Annotated in this window: 16 protein-coding genes and 1 other RNA gene; 8 read left to right on the top strand and 9 right to left on the bottom strand. The window is 55.0% G+C overall.

Annotated elements, in window-relative coordinates:
- Window positions 1-2: 2 nt before the first annotated feature.
- On the top strand, window positions 3-1,526 hold the full coding sequence (locus JO972_RS01290; protein ID WP_309488177.1) for an FMN-binding glutamate synthase family protein: 1,524 nt from the start codon (window positions 3-5) through the stop codon (window positions 1,524-1,526).
- Here JO972_RS01290 and JO972_RS01285 read toward each other — a convergent pair.
- From JO972_RS01285 to JO972_RS01275, 3 genes are all read right to left on the bottom strand, one after another.
- On the bottom strand, window positions 1,514-2,902 hold the full coding sequence (locus JO972_RS01285) for an MATE family efflux transporter (RefSeq protein WP_309488176.1): 1,389 nt from the start codon (window positions 2,900-2,902) through the stop codon (window positions 1,514-1,516). The two genes, JO972_RS01290 and JO972_RS01285, sit on opposite strands and share 13 nt — an antisense overlap.
- 100 nt (window positions 2,903-3,002) lie before the next feature.
- Complete coding sequence (locus JO972_RS01280) at window positions 3,003-4,208, bottom strand: sensor histidine kinase (RefSeq protein WP_309488174.1); 1,206 nt, start codon at window positions 4,206-4,208, stop codon at window positions 3,003-3,005.
- A gap of 19 nt (window positions 4,209-4,227) precedes the next feature.
- Window positions 4,228-4,929 carry a response regulator transcription factor gene (locus JO972_RS01275; protein WP_309488173.1) on the bottom strand — a complete coding sequence of 234 codons (702 nt, stop codon included), beginning with the start codon at window positions 4,927-4,929 and terminating at the stop codon, window positions 4,228-4,230.
- Window positions 4,930-5,148: 219 nt separating this feature from the next.
- On the opposite strand from JO972_RS01275, the gene JO972_RS01270 reads away from it, so the two are divergent.
- The 5 genes from JO972_RS01270 to phoU all read left to right on the top strand — a co-directional run bounded on the left by JO972_RS01270 (window position 5,149) and on the right by phoU (window position 11,937).
- Window positions 5,149-5,970, top strand: a complete 822-nt coding sequence (locus tag JO972_RS01270; RefSeq protein ID WP_309488172.1) for a phosphate ABC transporter substrate-binding protein — start codon at window positions 5,149-5,151, stop codon at window positions 5,968-5,970.
- Window positions 5,971-6,153: 183 nt separating this feature from the next.
- Window positions 6,154-8,154, top strand: a complete 2,001-nt coding sequence (gene pstC / locus JO972_RS01265) for a phosphate ABC transporter permease subunit PstC (RefSeq protein WP_309488171.1) — start codon at window positions 6,154-6,156, stop codon at window positions 8,152-8,154.
- Window positions 8,155-8,190: 36 nt separating this feature from the next.
- Window positions 8,191-10,338 (top strand): PstA family ABC transporter permease, encoded by a 2,148-nt coding sequence (locus JO972_RS01260; RefSeq protein ID WP_309488170.1) that lies wholly within the window; start codon window positions 8,191-8,193, stop codon window positions 10,336-10,338.
- Between the two features lie 37 nt (window positions 10,339-10,375).
- On the top strand, window positions 10,376-11,197 hold the full coding sequence (gene pstB, locus JO972_RS01255; RefSeq protein WP_309488169.1) for a phosphate ABC transporter ATP-binding protein PstB: 822 nt from the start codon (window positions 10,376-10,378) through the stop codon (window positions 11,195-11,197).
- Between the two features lie 44 nt (window positions 11,198-11,241).
- Window positions 11,242-11,937, top strand: a complete 696-nt coding sequence (gene phoU / locus JO972_RS01250) for a phosphate signaling complex protein PhoU (protein WP_309488168.1) — start codon at window positions 11,242-11,244, stop codon at window positions 11,935-11,937.
- Between the two features lie 18 nt (window positions 11,938-11,955).
- Here the strand turns inward: phoU and JO972_RS01245 are convergent, their stop codons facing one another.
- From JO972_RS01245 to ssrS, 5 genes are all read right to left on the bottom strand, one after another.
- On the bottom strand, window positions 11,956-12,873 hold the full coding sequence (locus tag JO972_RS01245; RefSeq protein WP_309488167.1) for a hypothetical protein: 918 nt from the start codon (window positions 12,871-12,873) through the stop codon (window positions 11,956-11,958).
- 72 nt (window positions 12,874-12,945) lie between these two features.
- On the bottom strand, window positions 12,946-14,055 hold the full coding sequence (locus JO972_RS01240; RefSeq protein ID WP_309488166.1) for a CAP domain-containing protein: 1,110 nt from the start codon (window positions 14,053-14,055) through the stop codon (window positions 12,946-12,948).
- A gap of 55 nt (window positions 14,056-14,110) precedes the next feature.
- The gene (metX, locus tag JO972_RS01235) at window positions 14,111-15,286 is read right to left on the bottom strand and encodes a homoserine O-acetyltransferase MetX (protein ID WP_309488165.1); all 1,176 of its coding nucleotides are present in this window, start codon (window positions 15,284-15,286) and stop codon (window positions 14,111-14,113) included.
- A 112-nt stretch (window positions 15,287-15,398) separates the two neighbouring features.
- The gene (locus tag JO972_RS01230; RefSeq protein ID WP_309488164.1) at window positions 15,399-15,983 is read right to left on the bottom strand and encodes a hypothetical protein; all 585 of its coding nucleotides are present in this window, start codon (window positions 15,981-15,983) and stop codon (window positions 15,399-15,401) included.
- Window positions 15,984-16,090: 107 nt separating this feature from the next.
- Window positions 16,091-16,271: non-coding RNA, 6S RNA (ssrS, locus tag JO972_RS01225), on the bottom strand.
- A 131-nt stretch (window positions 16,272-16,402) separates the two neighbouring features.
- Here ssrS and JO972_RS01220 point away from each other — a divergent pair.
- Together JO972_RS01220 and JO972_RS01215 are read left to right on the top strand one after the other, a co-directional pair.
- Window positions 16,403-18,913 (top strand): M16 family metallopeptidase, encoded by a 2,511-nt coding sequence (locus tag JO972_RS01220; RefSeq protein ID WP_309488163.1) that lies wholly within the window; start codon window positions 16,403-16,405, stop codon window positions 18,911-18,913.
- 34 nt (window positions 18,914-18,947) lie between these two features.
- Entirely contained in the window at window positions 18,948-19,214 is a 267-nt protein-coding gene (locus JO972_RS01215) for a DUF1844 domain-containing protein (RefSeq protein WP_309488162.1), read from the top strand.
- Between the two features lie 16 nt (window positions 19,215-19,230).
- Here the strand turns inward: JO972_RS01215 and mazG are convergent, their stop codons facing one another.
- A complete protein-coding gene (mazG, locus tag JO972_RS01210; protein WP_309488161.1) occupies window positions 19,231-20,028 on the bottom strand; it encodes a nucleoside triphosphate pyrophosphohydrolase in 798 nt (265 codons plus the stop codon).
- Window positions 20,029-20,067 lie beyond the last annotated feature (39 nt).

Genomic DNA, 20,067 nt, shown 5'->3' with positions numbered 1-20,067 from the left:
TTATGCACTGGTCCCTGATTGTCCTTCTCATTCTTGCCGCTCTCGTCACAGCGGTGCTCATCTATGACCTGCTGCAGAAGCGGCATGCCATTCTTCATAACTTCCCTATCATTGGGCACTTCCGTTATTTGTTAGAAAAGATCGGTCCTGAGCTGCGTCAGTATATCGTCACCGACAACGATGAAGAACGTCCCTTTTCACGCGACCAGCGCCGCTGGGTTTACGCCTCGTCCAAAAAGGAAAACAACTACTTCGGCTTTGGCACCGACAACGACCTCGAGCTGACGCCGAACTATCTGATTTTAAAACAATCCACCTTCCCCCATTCCGCCAAACTCCCGAACCCCAGTCACCCGCTGCCCTGTGCCAAGGTGATCGGGGCGGCACGTGAGCGCAAAAAAGCCTTCCGCCCGGCCTCGGTCGTCAATGTCTCGGCCATGAGTTTTGGCTCGCTGGGACGGGCCGCAGTGGAGGCGATGAACCGTGGCTGCGCCATCGCCGGCTGTATGCACAACACCGGTGAAGGCGGCGTATCCATTCACCATAAACACGGCAGCGATCTGATGCTGCAGATCGGCACCGGCTACTTTGGCTGTCGCGATGAGGAGGGGAATTTCTCCATGGATGTCTTGTTGGAAACCTTGGCAGGAGCGCCTCACGTCAAGGCCATCGAAATCAAACTCAGCCAAGGGGCTAAGCCGGGGCTCGGCGGGCTGCTACCGAAGGAGAAGATCACCCACGAAATTTCAGAGGCAAGGGGCATCCCTATGGGAGTCGACTGCGCCAGCCCTGCCAGCCACAAGGCGTTCGACAGTGCCGACTCTATGCTCGATTTTGTCGAACATATCGCCAGCGTCACCGGCCTGCCGGTCGGCATCAAATCCGCCGTCGGTCAGCTGGACTTCTGGCACGATCTGGCGGAACACATGGCCGATGGCCAGCGCGGCGTCGATTTCATCACCATTGATGGTGGCGAAGGAGGCACCGGAGCCGCGCCGCTGGTGTTCTCGGACCACGTGGCCCTGCCCTTCAAGATCGCTTTTGCACGCGTTTATTCGATTTTCTCACATGCCAATCTCGCCGACAAGATCGTCTTTATCGGATCGGCAAAGCTTGGCTTCCCCATGGATGCCCTCTTTGCCTTCGGTCTGGGCTGCGATATGATCTCCGTAGCGCGTGAGGCGATGCTTTCCATCGGTTGTATCCAAGCGCAGAACTGCCACACCGGCCACTGTCCGGCAGGCGTTGCCACCCACAACGAGTGGCTGATGCAGGGGCTCGATCCCACGCTCAAAGCGGCGCGTCTGGCGAACTATGTGGTCACCCTGCGCTACGAGATCCTTCGCCTATGCCATGCCGCCGGTCACAGTCACCCGGCGCTGGTCACCACCGATCATTTTGAAATCCTCGACGGCCAGTTGGGCAGCACCTCCTTCAAAAAAACCTTTGGTTACGAGCGGGTGAAGCAGGCACCGTGTGAGATCGACTGCGAGGAAATCACTCGCATCATGGCTCAAGCAGACTGAGCATCAGCGGCCGGTCCGGCAGAGGCCAGTCGCCACGCCCGCACGCACAGCAGGCCCCCGGCGGTGCTCAGTCCACCGGCCAGCCCCCACCAAATCCCTTGAGCTCCGAGGTCCCGACCGAATGCCAGCCAAGCGCCCAGCGGAACGGCCACCAGCCAGTAGGAAAACACACCCAGCCAAGCCGGCAGCTTAACATCCCCCATGCCCCGTAAGGCCGAGGAAGAGATCACCTGCAGGCCATCTCCCAGCTGGAAGAGGCCAGCGATGACCAAGAGCTTCGCCGCGAGATCAATGACTTCAGGTTCCAAGACAATTTTCCCCGCCAACCAGTGCCCGCAGAGGATGAACACCATCATGGAAGCACCGGTAAAAACCACGCCGTAAAACCAGCCACCGGTAAGGATCCGATGCAGCTTTTTAGGATCCTGCCCCTCTCCGAACGCCTCTCCCATTCTCACAGTGATCGCCATGGCCACTCCCAGCGGGATCATAAATGAGGTGGAGGCACAGGTGAGCGCCACCTGATGCGCAGCCAGAGCCTCCACACCAATGCGCCCGGCCATCAGCGAGGCCGCAGCAAAGGCCCCCACTTCGCACACCATCTGAAAAGCCACGGGCACACCGAGAACTAACAATTTTTTCAACTCCCCACCACTCAGCCGGATCCACCAATGATGCGGGCACCACTCCTTCACCGATCGTGCCCGTTTCAACCACAGCAACAAAGCCAGCATCACCAAACAGCGCGAGATCAAGGTGGCCCAGCCAGCGCCAGCCAATCCGAGCTCTGGAAATCCCCAATGGCCATAAATCAACAACCAGTTCAGCCCGATGTTACACAGCACACCGGACAGCTGGATGTAAAATGGCGGCCACGGTTGGTTCAGGGCATTGCCGAAGTTTTTCCAACCGATCGACACCATCACCGGAACCATCGAGATCGCACATAAGATCAGATATGCCGGTGCCTCAGCTACCACCTCCGGGGCCTGGCCAAAACGATCCAAGAACGGAAGCAAAGCCAAGATCAGCAGCATGGTGCAGATGCCGTATGCCAGCGAGAGCCAAGTTCCGTGACGCAGGACATTTTTGACATCCTCATGCCGCTTGCCGCCCCGCCCCTGCGAGACCCGGATGGAAACGCAGGCAAGCAGACCAATGCCAAACATGAACGGCACCATCAACAGCGTGTTGGCAAAGGTAGAAGCGGCCAGCGGCACCACCCCCACTCGACCAATCATCACCGTATCGGCCAGCGCCATCAGCATCTGCCCTACCTGCCCAGCCATCAAGGGCAAGGCTAACAGAATGGTGGCACGTGCTTCACCCAGCCACGAGCGTGAGCCGGATGATTCTTGATGATTCGATGATGACATTCTCCTATGGGCTGAGCTGGCCACAAGGTCGGTGGTCGCTCAGCGCAAGTCGAGAATTTTACGACTCCAGAGGATCTCGTCCGCTGGAAAAAAGAACAAACTAGTCTTCGGTCTCCTCCGGTTCGGGAGGCAGACTGATGGTGAAGCAGGTGAGCGAGCCGGGGGTGGAGGTGGCTTTGATTTCCCCACCGTGCGCTTCGACTGCCCGACGCACAATCGACAACCCAAGACCGGTCCCTTTCACCTCGCTCTGCGTGTGATGTTTGTCGACACGATAAAATCGTCTGAAAATGAAGGGCAGGTCAGCCGATGGAATGCCGATGCCATCGTCGCATATCGCGATGCAAATGCTCTCATCCTCATTGAGCGTGCCCTTGACGGTGATCTTCAAGCCCGGTGCCGGGTTTTGCTTGAGTGCATTCTCCACCAAGTTGAAAATAATTTGAGTCCAGTAGAAGCGATCCCCGGTGACGCGGAGGTCCGATGGCTCCATGTCCAAGATGATTTCCGCCTCCTGCTTGCTGGTCATGTGCTCCAGCCGCTCGACCACATCCATGGCACAGGCACGGAGAGAGAAAGAGTTCTTGTTAAGCGTCATCGCTTCGCCGGATTCCATTTTGGAAATCACCAGCATGTCCTCGACCAGACGTGAGATCCGGGCACCATGTTTGCGCATGGTTTTGAGGAATTTGCGCGAAGTCACCGGGTCTTCCACCACGTCATCATCGATCAGGTTTTCCAAGTAACCGTTGATGATTGCCATCGGTGTCCGCAGTTCGTGGGAGGCATTCGCCACAAAGTCACGTCTCACCTGCTCGGCTTGATGCTCCGCGGTAACATCACGGATGACAATGCGGGTTAACGCCGAGTCATCGGAGGACGATAACGGTGCGGCATCGATCACCCACGCGCTACCACCTTCTTCGCCAGCCGATCCCAAAGGCGTGTGGGACGAGTGCAGCACCACCAGTTCCTGCATCGGTTTCCCCGTGCGAATGCACTTCATCACTGCGACCGACAGGCGATCGTCGAGGAAAGCCTCCATGATACTCCGGCCCATCAGTTTTCGGCCTTTCACCAGATTGCGCGCGCTGGCATTGGCGAAGGTGATGTGGCTGGTTTCATTCACCAGTAAGAAGGCATCGCCCAGCGCATCGAGCAGCTGGTCACGCTCGGACAGAGCTTCCTTGCGGAGCTCTCTGCCCCTGAGCTCTTGCACCTGGAATTTGGCACTGTTCTGTCGTTGCTGCCAGAAAATCCAAGCGCTCAACGCAACCACGACAGCGATCAATAAATAAACGGTCATAAGGACACAGACAAGGACTCTAAGTCAGGGACGAGCCCTCTTCATCGGGCACATTCAGCTTGTAACCCACACCGCGCACTGTTTCTAGCAGATCTACCCGATCTCCGAGCTTTCTCCGCAAGCGTTTCATATGGGTATCCAAGGTGCGGCTGTGAACATCGCTGCTGTAGCCCATCACCTCCATCAGTAAATCGTGTCGGTCCTGTGGCACATTACGGCGCTCACTGAGGTAGAGCATCAGTTTAAATTCGGTAGCCGTTAGATCGACTTCCTCGCCATCGACATAGAACTTCAGTGAGTTCTTGATAAAACGGAACGGTCCGCATTTCAGCTCTGCACCACTGCTGGCGGGCACACTTCTTTTCAGCAAGTTTTTAATCCGCAGCATCAGTTCCTTCGGACTAAACGGCTTGGTCATATAGTCATCGGCACCAATTTCCAGCCCCGCAATCTTGTCCTCAGTCTGCCCGCGGGCGGTGAGCATGATCACCGGAATCTTCCGTGTGGTGGCTTCGCGCTGAAGTTCCTTGAACAAGCTGACCCCATCCATGCCCGGCATCATAAGATCCAGGACGATGAGATCAGGAAGCAGAGACCTGGCAGCGGCAAGACCGTGCAGGCCGTCCGGAGACATCTCCACATTGAAGTTATTCCTTCTGAGATTGAATGCGATGAGATCAGCAATGTCTGCCTCATCTTCGATGACCAATATAGTTTGCATGTAATTAAGTTGTTACGGGTTTGTCATACCTTGTTTGGACTATTGAGCGACATCGAACATTGTGACGGAACAGACACAAACTAAAGCAAACAAGGGAGATAGCGACCCCAATGTGGCGCTTTTGTAACTTAGAATCTTTTGCCGAAAACTTGACTCAGTGCGATTAAATGCGCGTCGCAGGAAATACCCCTGCCAGCAAAACCAACACAAACCAACATCATGAAATTGATCCAAACAGCTACCGCAGCTTTCGCAGGCATCGCCCTGAGCGTTTCCGCCCAAGCCCAAACCAAAATCGCTATTAAAGGTTCCGACACCCTCGGTGCCAAAATGGTCCCTCAACTTTCCGAAGTCTACAAAGCACTTGGCAACAACGTCGCTTTCGACATCGCCGCTGAAGGTTCTTCCCAGGCATTCACCGCACTGGACGAAGGCACTGCCGCAATCGGCATGAGCTCACGTTCCGTTAAGGACAGCGAAATCAACAAGTTCTCCGAAAAAGGCAAGAAGCTCGTCGAGCACGTGGCCGGCGTCGATATGATCGCTGTGATCGTTAACAAAGCCAACGGTGTGAAAAAACTGACCAAAGCTCAGGTCGAAGGCATCTTCACCGGCGCCATCACCGACTGGTCTGAAGTTGGCGGCAAGCCAGGTAAAATCCTCGTCTACACCCGCAACACCACTTCCGGCACCTACAAAACCTTCCAGAAGCTCGCCATGAGCAAGAAGGACTACGGCACCAACTCCCAGAAGATGGCCGGCAACGAGCAGATCGCTCAAGCTGTCGCCGATAACGCAGCCGGCATCGGTTACGTTGGTCTGGCCTACGTTGGCAAGCCAGGTGTGGCTGCCGCAGCTGTGGACGGTGTGCTTCCTGAGCCTGCCAACAAAGCAAACTACGCTCTGTCTCGCAACCTTTACTACTACACCGTAGGCGAGCCTACCGGTGAAGTTGCCAAGTTCATCACTTGGGCCACCACCAATGCCACCGCTGGCAAGGTCATCGAGAAAGTCGGCTTCATCGCTCCTTCCTCCAAGTAATCAATACCCGAACTTATTCGAACCAACTCCGCGCCTGGAGACGCCAGGTGCGGAGTTTTACTTCCCACATCGATTGGATCGCCCGGAGGCGACCATCACTTCATCGCGACTCCCCACCGGGCCAGTCGCCCCCTACCTCCGGATCCTTTTTCTTTCCCACATCTCCCTCCAACGATCACCACTATGGCCAAGAGGAAAAACAACAAGACCACCACTCCGTTCTCTAAAAACAAAGGCTGGAGAATTCTCGGTATCGGACCGCAAGAATGCGTGAAATACTTCTTCGGAGGTAACGCGATGGTCTCCATCATCGTGCTTATTCTGATTTGCTTTTTCCTCGCCAAGGAAGCGGTCTTATTCTTCCCAGACTACAAAGCGAACCTGGAACTCTATCGCAAGTCCGGCCAAGAATTTGTCGATTTCGCCGATGATCAACTGGAATACCAAAAGCGGATCAAATCGCTGACCACCCAAGTCAAATCCTACGAGCTCTACGAACGTGCCGGCAAGGATGCAGAAATCCCAGGTGTGTTTAACGACATGAAACGCATTGCCAACTCACTCATGAAAGATGAGATGAAGGAAGTAGGCATCGCATCCGATCGTCTCGAAAAGGAAATGTGGACCCTGCTATTCCCTGACGACCAAGAAACGCAGGACAAAATGAAATCCGCCGCCGTGGAGAGCTTGAAAAAAGCCCAAACGGTATTGAACGAACGGGTTGTCGAGGTGGCTCCGTTGATTGTAGAAAGCGACCTTAAAAAAGAATACCAAGGCGTGCTCGAGGAGGGTATTTACCCGAATTTACAGCAAGCACTGGTCGAGTATTACACCGATTTCGACGGTAAGGACGTCAGCCCCAGCTACGTCAAAACCAAGGTCGAGGAAGGTGAAGCCAAGCGCTCCGAGCTGCTCGAGAACGAGCTATTCAAAGAATACGCCGCCGTGGAAGCTTCCAACAACGAAGGCCTCAGAGAGTTTGAAAACTTGGTCAACGAACTCCGCACCCACGCCCTGGTCACCAAACAACGGGCCGAAAGTTTTAAAACAGCCGCCGCCCGTCGTGTGGCGCTCGAAGAAGGCATGAAACACGCCGGACCTGAGCGCAAGCGCAGCATGGAAGTGGAATTCCAGCGCATCCCTACCGAAGCCCCTGATTTTACTAAGTTAAACCAGCGCCTCTACGCGGCTCTTCCGGAGCACCAGGAGAAGCTCGACGCCATGATGACCCACGCCAAGGCCGGCTTCTCCAAGCTCCCCGACGGCAGTGAACTGAGCAACAAGAAATCCATTCGCCTGAACAAAGAGCTCCACGAAAACATCGAAGATTACGATCAGTTCATGGCGCAGAAAACCGAGCGGATGCACAGCTGGGCACACGACAAAAAACTTGCCGCCGGCAAATCGTTCTTCGGTTTCTTCTTCGGAAAAAAGTGGGTCACGAACAGCTCGTGGAACGATTTCTACGGTCTGATGCCTCTCTTCGGAGGCTCGCTGGGGATCACCCTGATTGCCATTGCGGTGGCTCTGCCATTCTCGATTGGTGGAGCGATCTACGTCAACCGCGTCGCCTCCCCCACCGAGCAGAACCTGGTGAAACCGATCATCGAGTTCATCCAGGCCATTCCGTCGATTGTGTTAGCTTTCTTCGGCGTGGTGGTGCTTGGGAAATACCTGGTCGATTGGTCGAACCTCGCGATCTTCTCCTGGCTCCCCGGTTTCCCCATGGACCAAGGACTGAACATGCTGAACGCCGGGGTTTTGTTAGGATTCATGGCCATCCCCACCATGTTCACCCTGGCCGAGGATGCCCTCAACAACGTGCCCAAATCCTACACCGAAGCCTCCCTCGCTCTTGGAGCCAGCAAGCTGAAAACCATCTTCCGTGTGGTAGTTCCCTGCGCGATCTCCGGCATCATTGCTGCCATCTTGTTAGGATTTGGTCGGATCATCGGTGAGACCATGGTGGTGCTTCTTGTGGCCGGTGGCCGCATTGCGCTGCCAGAGACATGGACCGATCCGGTGCACACGATGACCGGCATCATTGCCCAAGAAACGGGCGAAGTCACCGCCGGCAGCATCCACTACCGGGCGCTGTTCATGGTGGGCCTCGTGCTGTTCACCATCTCTCTCCTTCTCAACTCACTGGCTCAGAAAATCGTTAAGAAATTCGGCCACAAATAACACACCTTCCTTTTTTCCTTACCCAACTTTGCAGCTATGAGCGCACCCGAACAACCATCAGGCCCATTCACGGGCAAAAAATCCCGAGCTGGCTTATTCGAAAAAATCCAGCGAGGCGTCTTGTTTATCAGCACCTACGCGATTGTCTTCTTCGCCCTGATCATCTTTGGCATCATCATTTTCCGTGGTGCCCCGGTATTGATGGACAAGGGCTGGGATTTCTTCAGCAGAAAACCTGAAACCTTGGAAGTCGCCAGCTTCGATAAGGGCAAGGGCTTCCTCGCCCCCACCGAAGTGCTCAAGACGATGCGCCGCTACAACGACGACCTCCCTGTCGAATCCGAGGAGGCAGTCAGTCAGCCGTTCAAATACAAAACCTTCAAGATCGAGGAAGGCAGCCTGATTGGCGACGGCTACCTCGCCATCATCGAGCAGCAAAATGATGGTTTCCGCCCGGGCTTTGCCGAACGTCACACCGACCGACAGATCGGGTTCCCCGTTGCCAAGGAAGCAACCATCACCCTCGGCACTGCCACCTTTGAAGAGCTCAAGGCCAGCACCACCACTCTGCCCGTGGCCGAGGCTCGCGAAACGCAGAGCACCACGGAAACATTCACCGTGAGTTTCACCAAAGGGTTTTACAACATTCCGGTAAAAACGGTGAAATCACTGAAGTCATCAAACCTGATCTACATCCTCTACGGCAACCTCACGGAAAAGGGCGACGACGAGCTGGAAAGTCTGATGCCTCTCGACATCCCCGAGACGCAGTCGGTGCTCCTCAGCAAGGCGCAATACAGCGACCTGCAAGCCGCCCCCGGCGACTTCAAAGCCGGTGAACCCACCGTCAATAAAACCGTCACGCCGAAGTGGGCCATCGATCTCCAGGTCCGGAACTACACCGTTCCCTTCGACATGTTTAAAAAGATCCTGGAGGAAAACCCGTCGCTCCAGGTTAAGCACCAGCACAACATCGATCGTGGAAGCATCGAACTGCAGATCGATGGCAACACGCAAGAGCTTCTGGTCAGTGCCGACGAGTTTCAAATGATCGTCGAAGCCAACCCAGGCCTGAAACTCACCGACGTGAATGACAAGGTGATCGAGGAAGATTTCATGCGCTTTGACCTTACCAAGGCCGTTGAAATCCAGCTCCCAACCACTGAAATGCAGGCCTTCAAGCTGGCGAACCAAGATTCCAACGTCATCAAGATCCTCAAGGAATACACCCACTCTTACTCCGGTGGAGGTGTCGCAGGCCCACTGATCGGAACTGCCTTGTTAGTATTCTTCTGCATGATCATCGCGCTCGCCGTCGGTGTCGCATCCTCCGTCTATCTCAGCGAATACTCTCGCAAGGGAAAAATGATCAACTCCATCCGTCTGGCGATGATGAACCTGGCGGGTGTGCCCTCCATCGTGTTCGGCCTGTTCGGTCTCGGCCTGTTCGTGGTGCTGGCACCAAAGTTCACTAACACACCATCGTTGCACGACAAAGTCCGCCTGCCCATCACACCTTCACTTTTCGAACCTGAACTGCGCGAACAAGAACGGGAAAAAATCGTCATGCTGGAAAAAACCGAGAGCAGCGAGGAAGCCGCGTCGGCAAAAACCTTGGCCAGCCGCACAGGCTACAGCAAATACTACGATGGCTGGTATTACCTCAGCTTCGAAGGTTGGGGCAGCTCAATCATCGCCGGTGCATTCACCCTCGCGATCATGGTGCTCCCCGTGATCATCACGTCCTGTGAGGAATCGCTACGAGCGGTGCCTCAAGGGTTCCGTGAAGCTTCTTTGGCCCTGGGAGCCTCGAAGTGGCAATCGATCCGAACGGCGGTGCTTCCCTACGCCATGCCCGGTATCCTCACTGCCTCCGTGCTGGGAATCACTCGGGTGGCCGGTGAAACCGCACCCATCATGTTCACCGCCGCCGTGGCTGAGAAATCAGGACTTCCCTTCGAAGGACTGCAATCCACCGGCTTCGACAAGTTCCTCGAGTTCATCTCACAGAACGTCCAGGCCCTCCCCTATCACATCTACACCGTCTCCGGAAGAATCCCACAATCCGAATATACCGAGCCGATGCAATACGGTTCCGTTCTGGTCTTCATGATGGTGGTCATGATGTTCGCCGGCCTCTCCATTTGGCTCCGCGCCCGCATGCGCAAGAAACTCAAATGGTAATCCCACGCCCCCCCATTAACTCTAACTTATTATATCCATGTCCACACAAATAGCACCAGCCAGCATCCTCGATGAGCCCGTCTCACCTCCTGAGCTGAAAAACATGATCGAGATCGATAATGTTTCCTTCAGTTACGATAACGGTAAAACCAACACGCTGAAAAACATTAGCCTGGGATGCCTTGAGAAACGTGTCACCGCCTTTATCGGACCATCAGGTTGTGGTAAATCCACTTTGCTCCGCTGCCTCAACCGGATGAACGATCTGGTGGAAACCTCCGCGGTCACCGAAGGCGAAATCCGCATCATGGGCCAGAACATCAACGGCCGCGATGTCGATCCCATCGAACTCCGTAAAAACGTCGGTATGGTGTTCCAGAAATACAACCCCTTCCCCAAGAGCATCTACGACAACGTGGCTTATGGCCTGAGAATTCAAGGGATCAAGAGCAAGTCCACACTCGATGAAGCCGTGGAACGCAGCCTTAAAGGAGCAGCGCTCTGGGACGAGGTGAAGGATCGCCTCAAGGACAGTGCACTGGGACTCTCCGGAGGTCAGCAGCAGCGTCTCTGCATCGCGCGCTCCATCGCCGTGCAGCCGAAAGTTCTCCTGATGGACGAACCCTGCTCGGCGCTCGACCCCATCGCCACCGCCAAGGTAGAGGAGTTGATGAATGAGCTGCGCAAAGACTACACCATCGTCATCGTGACCCACTCCATGCAGCAAGCGACCCGGATTTCAGACCGCACCGCCTTCTTCTATCTCGGTGAGCTGATCGAATTCGACGACACCGCGAAAATCTTCTCCAACCCATCACAAAAACGCACCGAGGACTACATCAGCGGCCGTTTCGGCTAAGCCTCGGCTCTTATTATTAACCAACCCCTATCCATTCTACCACTATGCCAAACCAAGGACATATTCTCAGCACCTTTGACGAAACCCTCAGACAACTTCGTGAAACCACCATCACCATGGGGGCCGGCACCCAACGCAACATTCAGAATGCGGTGCGCGGACTGCTCGAGCGCAACAAGGAACTTTGCAACACAGCCATCGCGGATGACGACGATGAAGACCGCTTGGAGGTCGAAATCGATCGTCTGGGCATGAGTATCATCACCAAGTTTCGCCCACTCGCCAGTGACCTACGTCTGGTCATTGCATCGATGAAAATAGCCAGCCACCTGGAGCGCATCTCCGATCAAGCTGTGAGCGTGGCCAAACGTTCGCGCAAACTGATCAAAAATGCCGAGATCCCCGAGACGCGCAATATCGAAGGACTCTACAACGTTTCCGCTTCGATGCTGGCCGATGCCATGACCGCTTACACCGACACCGATACCCAGCTCGCGCTACAGGTAATCGAACGCGAGAAAGAGCTCAAAAAGTGCCACAAATCCACCACACGTCACTTCTCCAGCTCCCTCGAAGGTGAGTCCGAACAATACCGTGACTACCTCGATTTGGTCTTCATTTGTCGCTGGCTCGAACGCGTCGGCGATCTTGCCACCAACATCGCCGAAGACGTGATCTTCGAGGAAACCTCCACGGACATCCGTCACGGAGGCGAACTTCCGGCCGAACTCCAGGACTAGGGCGGCGAGCCAGCTGGTTCAGGACACTCCGTTCAATAAATCGTGATCCACAATTTCATTGGGTCTGGTCATGCGGCCAGGCCCAATTTTGCGTGCCGGATAGACGCAGGTGTTCACCCCGGTGCGCACGCCATCGCCTAACACAGCACCTAATTTGACCCGACCGGTATCGATCAGCTGTCCGTTCACTCTCGAGCGGTGGTTGGTGCCATCGTGACGGTAATTGGCTAAGATGGTGCCCGCCCCCACCATCACGTGGGAGCCAAGAATCGAGTCCCCCACATAACTGAGGTGCTTCACCTTGGTATGGGAATAGATAATGGAGTTCTTAATTTCCACGGCATTGCCAATCTCACAGTGGTTACCGATGGAAGTCTTGCCGCGGATGTATGCGTTCGGCCCAATTTTGCAGTCTTCACCAATGATCACATTCCCCTCGATCACGACGCCCGGCAAGATCCGGGAGCCCTTGCCCAAGTGAAGAACTCCATTAATCTCCGCCAGGGGGCTGACTTCGCCCATGATATTTGATTCCTCCATCATTTCGAGCACCTCCTCGTTCAGTTCCAGCAGGTTCCACGGGTAATGGATGCGGAAACAGTCCGCCTCGGTCACCATCGACCGCGAACAATCTTCCGGAGAGCGAGCACCGACCCAGGCTACCAAATCGCCACTTTTATCCTTCAGGCAGGCAGGCTCATCAGAGCGGGCCAGTAGGCATAAAGCACCGACGTCCACCCAGTGATCGACCGGTAAGTGCACGGTGCGGGCGCAAGCGTCTTGGTTAGCAACGACATCGAAACCGACCGCCCGAAGTTCCGTCGCGATCAGGTCCTTGAGTTTGTGATTGGCAATGAGGCATTCCCCCAAGGTGCGCCTGTCCGTCACCGGAGTGCAGGTCTTTGCATTGTGTGGATCGTGGAGCGTGGCTTGCATGGTAATACGTTGATTTTGAGCATCCCAACACTAACCTTGGAGTTGCTTCAAAAAAAGTATTAAACACAAATATTACTGTCGCCCTGTCATCATCGTCCAGTGGCCGCCATCTACGCCCACACCAATGACATTGGATCCACCGCGGGAGAACATGATGAAACGGTGACCATCAGAGCCGAACCAGCCATTGTAGGCCGCGCTGTAGGATGGCGATCCCATGAAGATATTCTCCCCCGTCCAATTACCTGCGAACTGAGCTTTCTTGGCTCGTTGGGCAGGCGTAGTCTTACCATCGATCGGTGAGGTGTGGGAGAAAAAGCCACCCGTGCGCATGTCATTGGAATGCCCCCAAGCGGCCTCGCTGAGCTTCTCTTCTAACAACATGGGATTAAGCCCCATAATAATTCGGGCGTGGTTCAGGTGATCAGAGAAATCGCGCTGCGCATTATTCGCCCATTTACAGGCAGCATTGTGTTCACGTGCTGCCTTTTCATCCGTCACCGATTTCAGCGTGAGCTTTCTTTTTTCACGTTGTTCCTGCCATTCTTCGGCTTCAAAGGAATTCTCCAGCACCAGCTCTCTGATTTCCTCCCGTTTGGGTAAATCAGACGCGGTGTCTCCGTCGGCGAGACGTTCCAGACTAGTCAGCTCCCATTGGATTTCCACCAGAGCATCCATCGCGGTGGTCATGTTTTTATCGATCGATTCTGTCCGCGCTTGCGCCAGCTTCACTAGCTGCTTGTATTTCCGCTCAATCCCCTCGACCTCATTTTCTAACATCCGGATTTTCCCCGGTGCCTTTTTCCAATCGGTGTGAATCAGTTCCATCACACGTTCGCGCTCGGCTGTGAGCTGGTCCATTGCCGTGGCGTGTTCGATATAAGGATTGGCCCGCACACTCATGGCGCGGCGCATGGCTCCCTGGTGGTGCAGTTGTGCCTGCTGTAGGAGAGTCAGGTAATCTTCCATCACCTCGTTGCCCAGATGTTGGAAGGTGCGGTAGGCCGCTTTGCGCTTGTTTGGCGACGAATGTTTCATCGCAGCCAAGGCATTCGCCTTAAACGCGGCACTCAGCTCAGCGGCTTCCATTGGCAGGCATGCCAAGAGGGCCACGGTCATTAATACCAGTGCCACACGGCAGTGGCTTAGATTATTGAAAGTCATCGGTCTGGGTTGTTTCATTTCTCTATCGTTAGATTTACTCTCTAGATATAACATCAGCAGACCTTTATCCAGCCTAAGTCAATGAAGATGAGAGAGCGTAGGCAATGTGTGGCGTATACAGGGCGGGCTCTAGCAAAAACGAATCGTGCCCCTTGTCGGAGTGCACGGTGATATGCATGGTCTCGACACCACTTCCCTCCAAACCGCTGACAATTTCAGCCTGCTCTTCCGGATAGAAACAGAAATCCGAATCAATGCTGAACACGAGGAACTTCTGCTGATGCGCTGCACAGCGGTCAAAGAGCTCCTTCACTGAATCCACTCCCGCCTCACGGCAGGCATCATAGCGCGACCACATATCAATGATCCGCAAGTAGGTATTGGCATCGAAGCGTTTCACAAACTTCTTCCCCTGATGCAGCATGTAGCTCTGGAAGGTGTCCTGCACCTGATACCAGGCCAAAGTTTCCTTATCCTGACGTACCTCGGACCGTGCTCGGCGCTCGATCGCATCGAGGTGCACAAAGGTCTTGTGAGAAATCATACGGGCAAGAGCGAGACCGTAGTCGGGCCGGCTGCCATCATAGTAATCTCCACCGTTGAAATGCCGATCGTTCTCAATCGCCAGAATTTGCTCAAACAGGATCAATCGATTCAACACCGTGGTCTTCATGCCGCTGGCAATCGGGATCACCGTCTTCACTCGCTCGGGATACACCGTAGCGAATGTGAGCGTAATCAAGCCCCCCACCGAGGGGCCGATCGCTGCGTGCAGGACATCGATGCCAAAGTGATCGAGCAAACTTGCCTGCATCTTCACCTGGTCGCACACGGAAAGTTGGGGAAAGGTTGACCCGAATTCTTTTCCCGTCTCCGGGTTGATCGATGCCGGACCAGTGCTGCCGTAGCAGCCACCCAAGTAGTTCGCGCTGATAACGCAAAACTTGTCGGTATCCAGCGCCTTGCCTGGCCCGATAAATTCCTCCCACCAGCCGTCGTGCAGTTCATCGCTCCAGCGCACCGTGGCCTCTGGCAGCTCCGGATTATGACCGCAGGCGTGGTGCGAACCAGAGAGTGCGTGACTCAATAGGATGGCATTCGACTTATCGGCATTCAGTTCGCCCCAACTTTCGTAGGCGACATCGACGTAGGGAAGCTCAGCTCCACTTGCCAGAACGAACGGCTGCTCGTCCAATCTCAGCAGGTGGGTTTCTGTGGACTTTGGGGTGGTATGGGATCCTTCAGACACGGGGGGATTCTCCACAGATTCGGAGTTAATTACACCGTTTTTTCACATAAAAAAACCGGCATCCTCACGAGTAGGATACCGGTAATGTGTTGTGTGTGTGAATAAATTTATATTAGAGAGCTTTCTTGAGCTGCGCGTATTCCTGTTGGAGCGCTTGCAGTTCAGCTTCTTTCTGGCTGATAGCTTCATGCACATCGGCCAAACGACGCAGCTTGGCGGCGAAACCTTTGCTTGCGGACTTGCTGGCTGCTTTGCTAGCCCCCTTGGCGGTGGACTTCTTAGTGCTGGTTGGCGTGCCGGCTTTCTTCACCCATTGGCCAATGGTGATTTGGCTGATATTGAACTTACGTGATGCAGCAGCAGCTCCACCACGGCCTTTGGCGGCATTCACGGAATCAACGTATTCGAGAACTTTGGCTTTTTCAGCGTTCGAGTAGCGAGTGCCTCGCCCTGCGCCCTTGGACTTCTTAACGGCTGCTTTGGCTGGGCTCTTAGCGGGAGCCTTCGCTGAGCTTTTTGCGGGGGCCTTGGCTGTAGGTGCCTTGGCTGCAGGTTTTGCTGGAGCCTTGGTTGCCGCCTTTGCCGGTGCTTTAGGAGAAGTTTTGGCAGGACTTTTCGCCGGAGTGTTGGCTTTAGGTGCCGCTGGTTTGCTCGCCGGTGCTTTTGCAACGGTCTTTTTCTTTGCTGGTTTAGGCATAACGTCGTGGATACAATCGACTTCCTTGTCCATATACAAGAATAATTATGATATCATGGTCGAATTATATAAACTCAACTATTGAATCAGTCGTTCGTATTATAAAAAGTTAAGCCGCTGTGCCGTCCATGGAGCTAGAGCCACGTTCCCGTTGCTCAACAGGTTGGGGACATCCTTCATGTATCTGTCTTCCTGAAAAGGCATGACATCAACTCAAAGGGGCCGCCCCCATTTATAGTCTATCGGTTCGGGCATGCTTCCATATGTGGTCGCACACAGCAGCCTGCCACTAGTTATCGTCGCAGTCGGAATCTTGCAACAGGATATTGATTCAAATTAAAAACTAATCTTTAAAATCTCCGTTGACATCGTTGTAATCGGCACTTGCTCATCAGGCCAATCTACGGCCAAGTTCCGCCATGCAATTTCCTTCCACCACCGCCAGCACCCATCAGCTGGAAAATGGCCTCACCGTCATCTTAGATTCTGATCGCTCAGCCCCAGTGATCAGCGCCCAGGCATGGGTTGCCACCGGCAGCATGCACGAGGGCGACTTTCTTGGCGCCGGGCTTTCGCACTTGCTGGAGCACATGGTGTTCAAGGGCACGGAAAACTATTCCGGCAAGGAAATCGCCGACATGGTGCAGGCGGCGGGTGGAGAATGGAATGCCTACACCACTTTTGACCGCACCGTCTACTACATCGATGGACCGGCCGATAGCGCCCAAACCTTCTTGAAGGTGCTCACCGAGATGGTCTTCAAGCCAAGTTTTCCTGCCCACGAATATGAAAAGGAAAAGGATGTGATTCGCCGTGAGATCGATATGGGCCTGGACGATCCGGACGACCGCAATAGCCAGCTCCTCTACTCCACCGCTTATGCCTACGATCCTAGACGCCACCCGATCATTGGTCACATGGAGTTATTCGACCAAATCACCCACGAACAGATGGTGGAGTATCATCGCCAGCGCTACACCACGGAAAATACCTTCCTCAGTATCTCCGGCGATTTCGAGGTTTCTGAGATGATCTATTTTCTCGATGACATCTGCAGCAGCATCCCACGCAGTTTCACCCAGCCTGTCAGTCCAGCTATCGAGCCACCGCAAATGGGAACGAGAGAAATGCACGACACCTTTGCCATCCCCGCCAGCAAACTCACTATGGCCTGGCAGGTCCCCGGCTTGGAACATCCTGATGCCCCGGCCTTGGAATTGCTCTCCACGATCTTGGGATCGGGTCGCTCCAGCCGGCTCTATCAGCACATCCGTGAGCAGCAGGGGCTGTGTCACCACATCGCCGGATGGAGTTCTATTTCCCCCGGAGTGACCGGACTGTTTGCCGTCTCCGCCATCGTCGATTACCCCCAGCGCGGGGCCCTACAGCAGGCCGTGTTAGAAGAGATTGCCAAGCTCTCCAACAGCGACTTTTTCGAAGAGTTGAAAAAGGCCAACCGGATGACCTTGGTCAGTCAGTTCCGCACACTCACCACAGCCTCCGGCAGAGCGTCAGACCTCGCCTCGAACTGGCACGACACCCGCAACCTGGATTTCACCCGCGACTTCCTCGATCTCACCAGTCGTGTCACCCCGGACGATCTGCAGCGTGTGGCACGCACGTATTTAATCCCGCAAAACCTGACCATCACCTCACTGGACCCCGAAGACGCAGCGGAAGCAGATCAGGGGCAGGACCTCTCCGTGCAACGCGGAGCCATGGAAACTCGGGTTCTTAGCAATGGGCTGACTCTGGTGATGCAGCGCGATGCCCGACTCCCCACCGTCTCCACCACCCTCGCAACCCTCACTGGACTACCCTCCGAGACAGTGGAAAAAAGCGGCATCAACACCCTGTTAGCCAGCCTGATGACCAAGGGCACGATCAGTCGCACGGCTGAAGAGATTGCCGTAACCATGGACTCCATGGGCGCCAGCTTTGGTGTTAGCTGCGGCAATAACACCACCCTTACCTCGGCATCTTGCCTGCAGCCCGATTTACCCATCACCTTGGAAATCCTCGCCGACATCGCCCTCAACCCGGTGCTACCACCTGATTCCATCGATCGCGAACGCGGCGCCCAAATCGCTGCGATTCAAGAACAAGCGGAAGACCCGCTCTCGGTAGCATTCAAGACCCTCCGCCCATCCTTGTTCGGAGCCAAAAGTTATGGCTTGAACAGCATCGGCACCGAAGAATCGCTGACCAGCCTGAAGCGGGAAGATTTGGTGGCCCATCACCAACAATACTTCACCGCCAAGAACTCGGTGCTCGCCATCTTCGGTGATATCGATCCTGACCGCTGCGCGGAAATGGCGGAATCGTTGTTTGCCAACATGCCGGTGGGCGAACGTGTGCAGACACCCGCCCAGGAGCTCCCAGAGCCCAGCACTCATGAGCTGCATCTCGACAAGCAACAGGCAGTGCTCACCGTGGGATTCCGCGGCGCCAGTGCCGCCGATGAAGACAACTACGCCCTCGAACTAATTCACGACTACTGCACCGACATGGCAGGCCCCCTCTTTACCAAGATCCGTGAGGACATGGGGCTGGCTTACTATGTCTCGGCTACACAATTCCACGGGATCAATACGGGGATGTTTGCCTTTTACTTGGGCACCTCTCCTGACCAGTTAGAAACCGCTCGAGCCATCTTGTTAGACGAGATTAAAACCATCGCCGAGCACGGCATCCCCGAGGACACCTTGGAAAGCGTCAAGACCACTTGGCTGGCGTCCCACGCACTATCTAACCAAAAGCTCGGCTCTCTGGCCCGGCTAAGTGCCATCGATACCCTGCTCGGATTCCCAGCCGACCACCACCTCAAGGCCCCTGAAGAAATCAAGTCACTGAGCTCCGATCAAATTCGGGCCGCTGCACAAAAATACCTTGGCAGCCACGAACCTGTGATTGTGACCGTCACTCCCTAGTCCCCAGTTTTTACGAACATCAACCAACCACCTCATGTCTGATACACCCAAAGCCGATAGCCGCTTCAACGATTTTGTATTCCTCCAAGCGCAGAACGCCGGGCTTTTCCTCGGTCAGCTGCCGAACCCTGCGACCGGTGAAACCAGCGTCAACCTCAAGGCTGCCGCGACCGTGCTGGATTCCTTGGAAATGCTCGCCGTCAAAACGCGGGGCAACCTCACTGCCGAGGAAGCATCATTGTTAGAAAAGGCCTTACTCAACATTCGCGCACTCTACGCGAACGTCGAAGACCTCGGTTAGTCCCGATCTTTCAGGCTCACTTCGCCTGCTGCCACCGCTGTTCCATTTCGTCCAGCGTGGCAGAGCTGAGGTCCTTGCCCTCGGCCTGCAGAGATTGATCGACGGCGTGGAAGCGGGTCTCGAATTTCACATTGGTCGATTCCAGCAGGATCTCAGGATCCAGCTTATGCCGGCGCGCAAGATTCACCACGGAGAAAAGCAGGTCGCCAATTTCTGAACCCAAGCGCTCGCGATCGCCGGACTCGAGTTCTTCTTCCACCTCGCTGAGTTCCTCGCGAATTTTATCGATCACTCCGGCATCATCCGGCCAGTCGAAGCCCACCTTGGCGGCCTTTTTCTGTAGCTTGGACGCCCGGAGCATCGCCGGAAGTCCCTTGCCGGTGTTGTGAAGGTAGGGCTCTTCCTCATCGCCTTTTTCTTGGCGTTTGATGGCATCCCACTGGCTCAGAACGCCATCGGTATCGGTCACGGCACTGTCGCCATACACATGGGGGTGACGGCGCACTAACTTGTCACTGACGATGCGCGCCACATCATCAAAGTTATAGCGTCCGGCCTCCTCGGCCAGCTCGCTGTGGAAAACCACCTGCAAGAGCAAGTCGCCAAGCTCCTCCTTGAGATGCTCCCAATCGCCACGGCGGATGGTGTCCACCGTTTCGTAAGCCTCCTCAATGAGGTTCGGCAGCAAACTTTCGTGCGTCTGCTCGGCATCCCACGGGCATCCGCCGGGAGCACGCAGTCGGTGCATGATCGCCCGCAGACGGGTCAACTGTTGGGAGTCCTCTGGGCAGTCGATCATTTGCTCGTCGTTCATGGATCAAAGAACTAAAAGATCGGGAAAAAGAAGCAAGAC

Origin of the sequence: Oceaniferula flava (assembly GCF_016811075.1) — a bacterium.
GTDB classification, from domain to species: domain Bacteria; phylum Verrucomicrobiota; class Verrucomicrobiia; order Verrucomicrobiales; family Akkermansiaceae; genus Oceaniferula; species Oceaniferula flava.
Note: the sequence above shows the minus strand (reverse complement) of the source record. Positions and strands in the feature narration are given on the sequence as shown.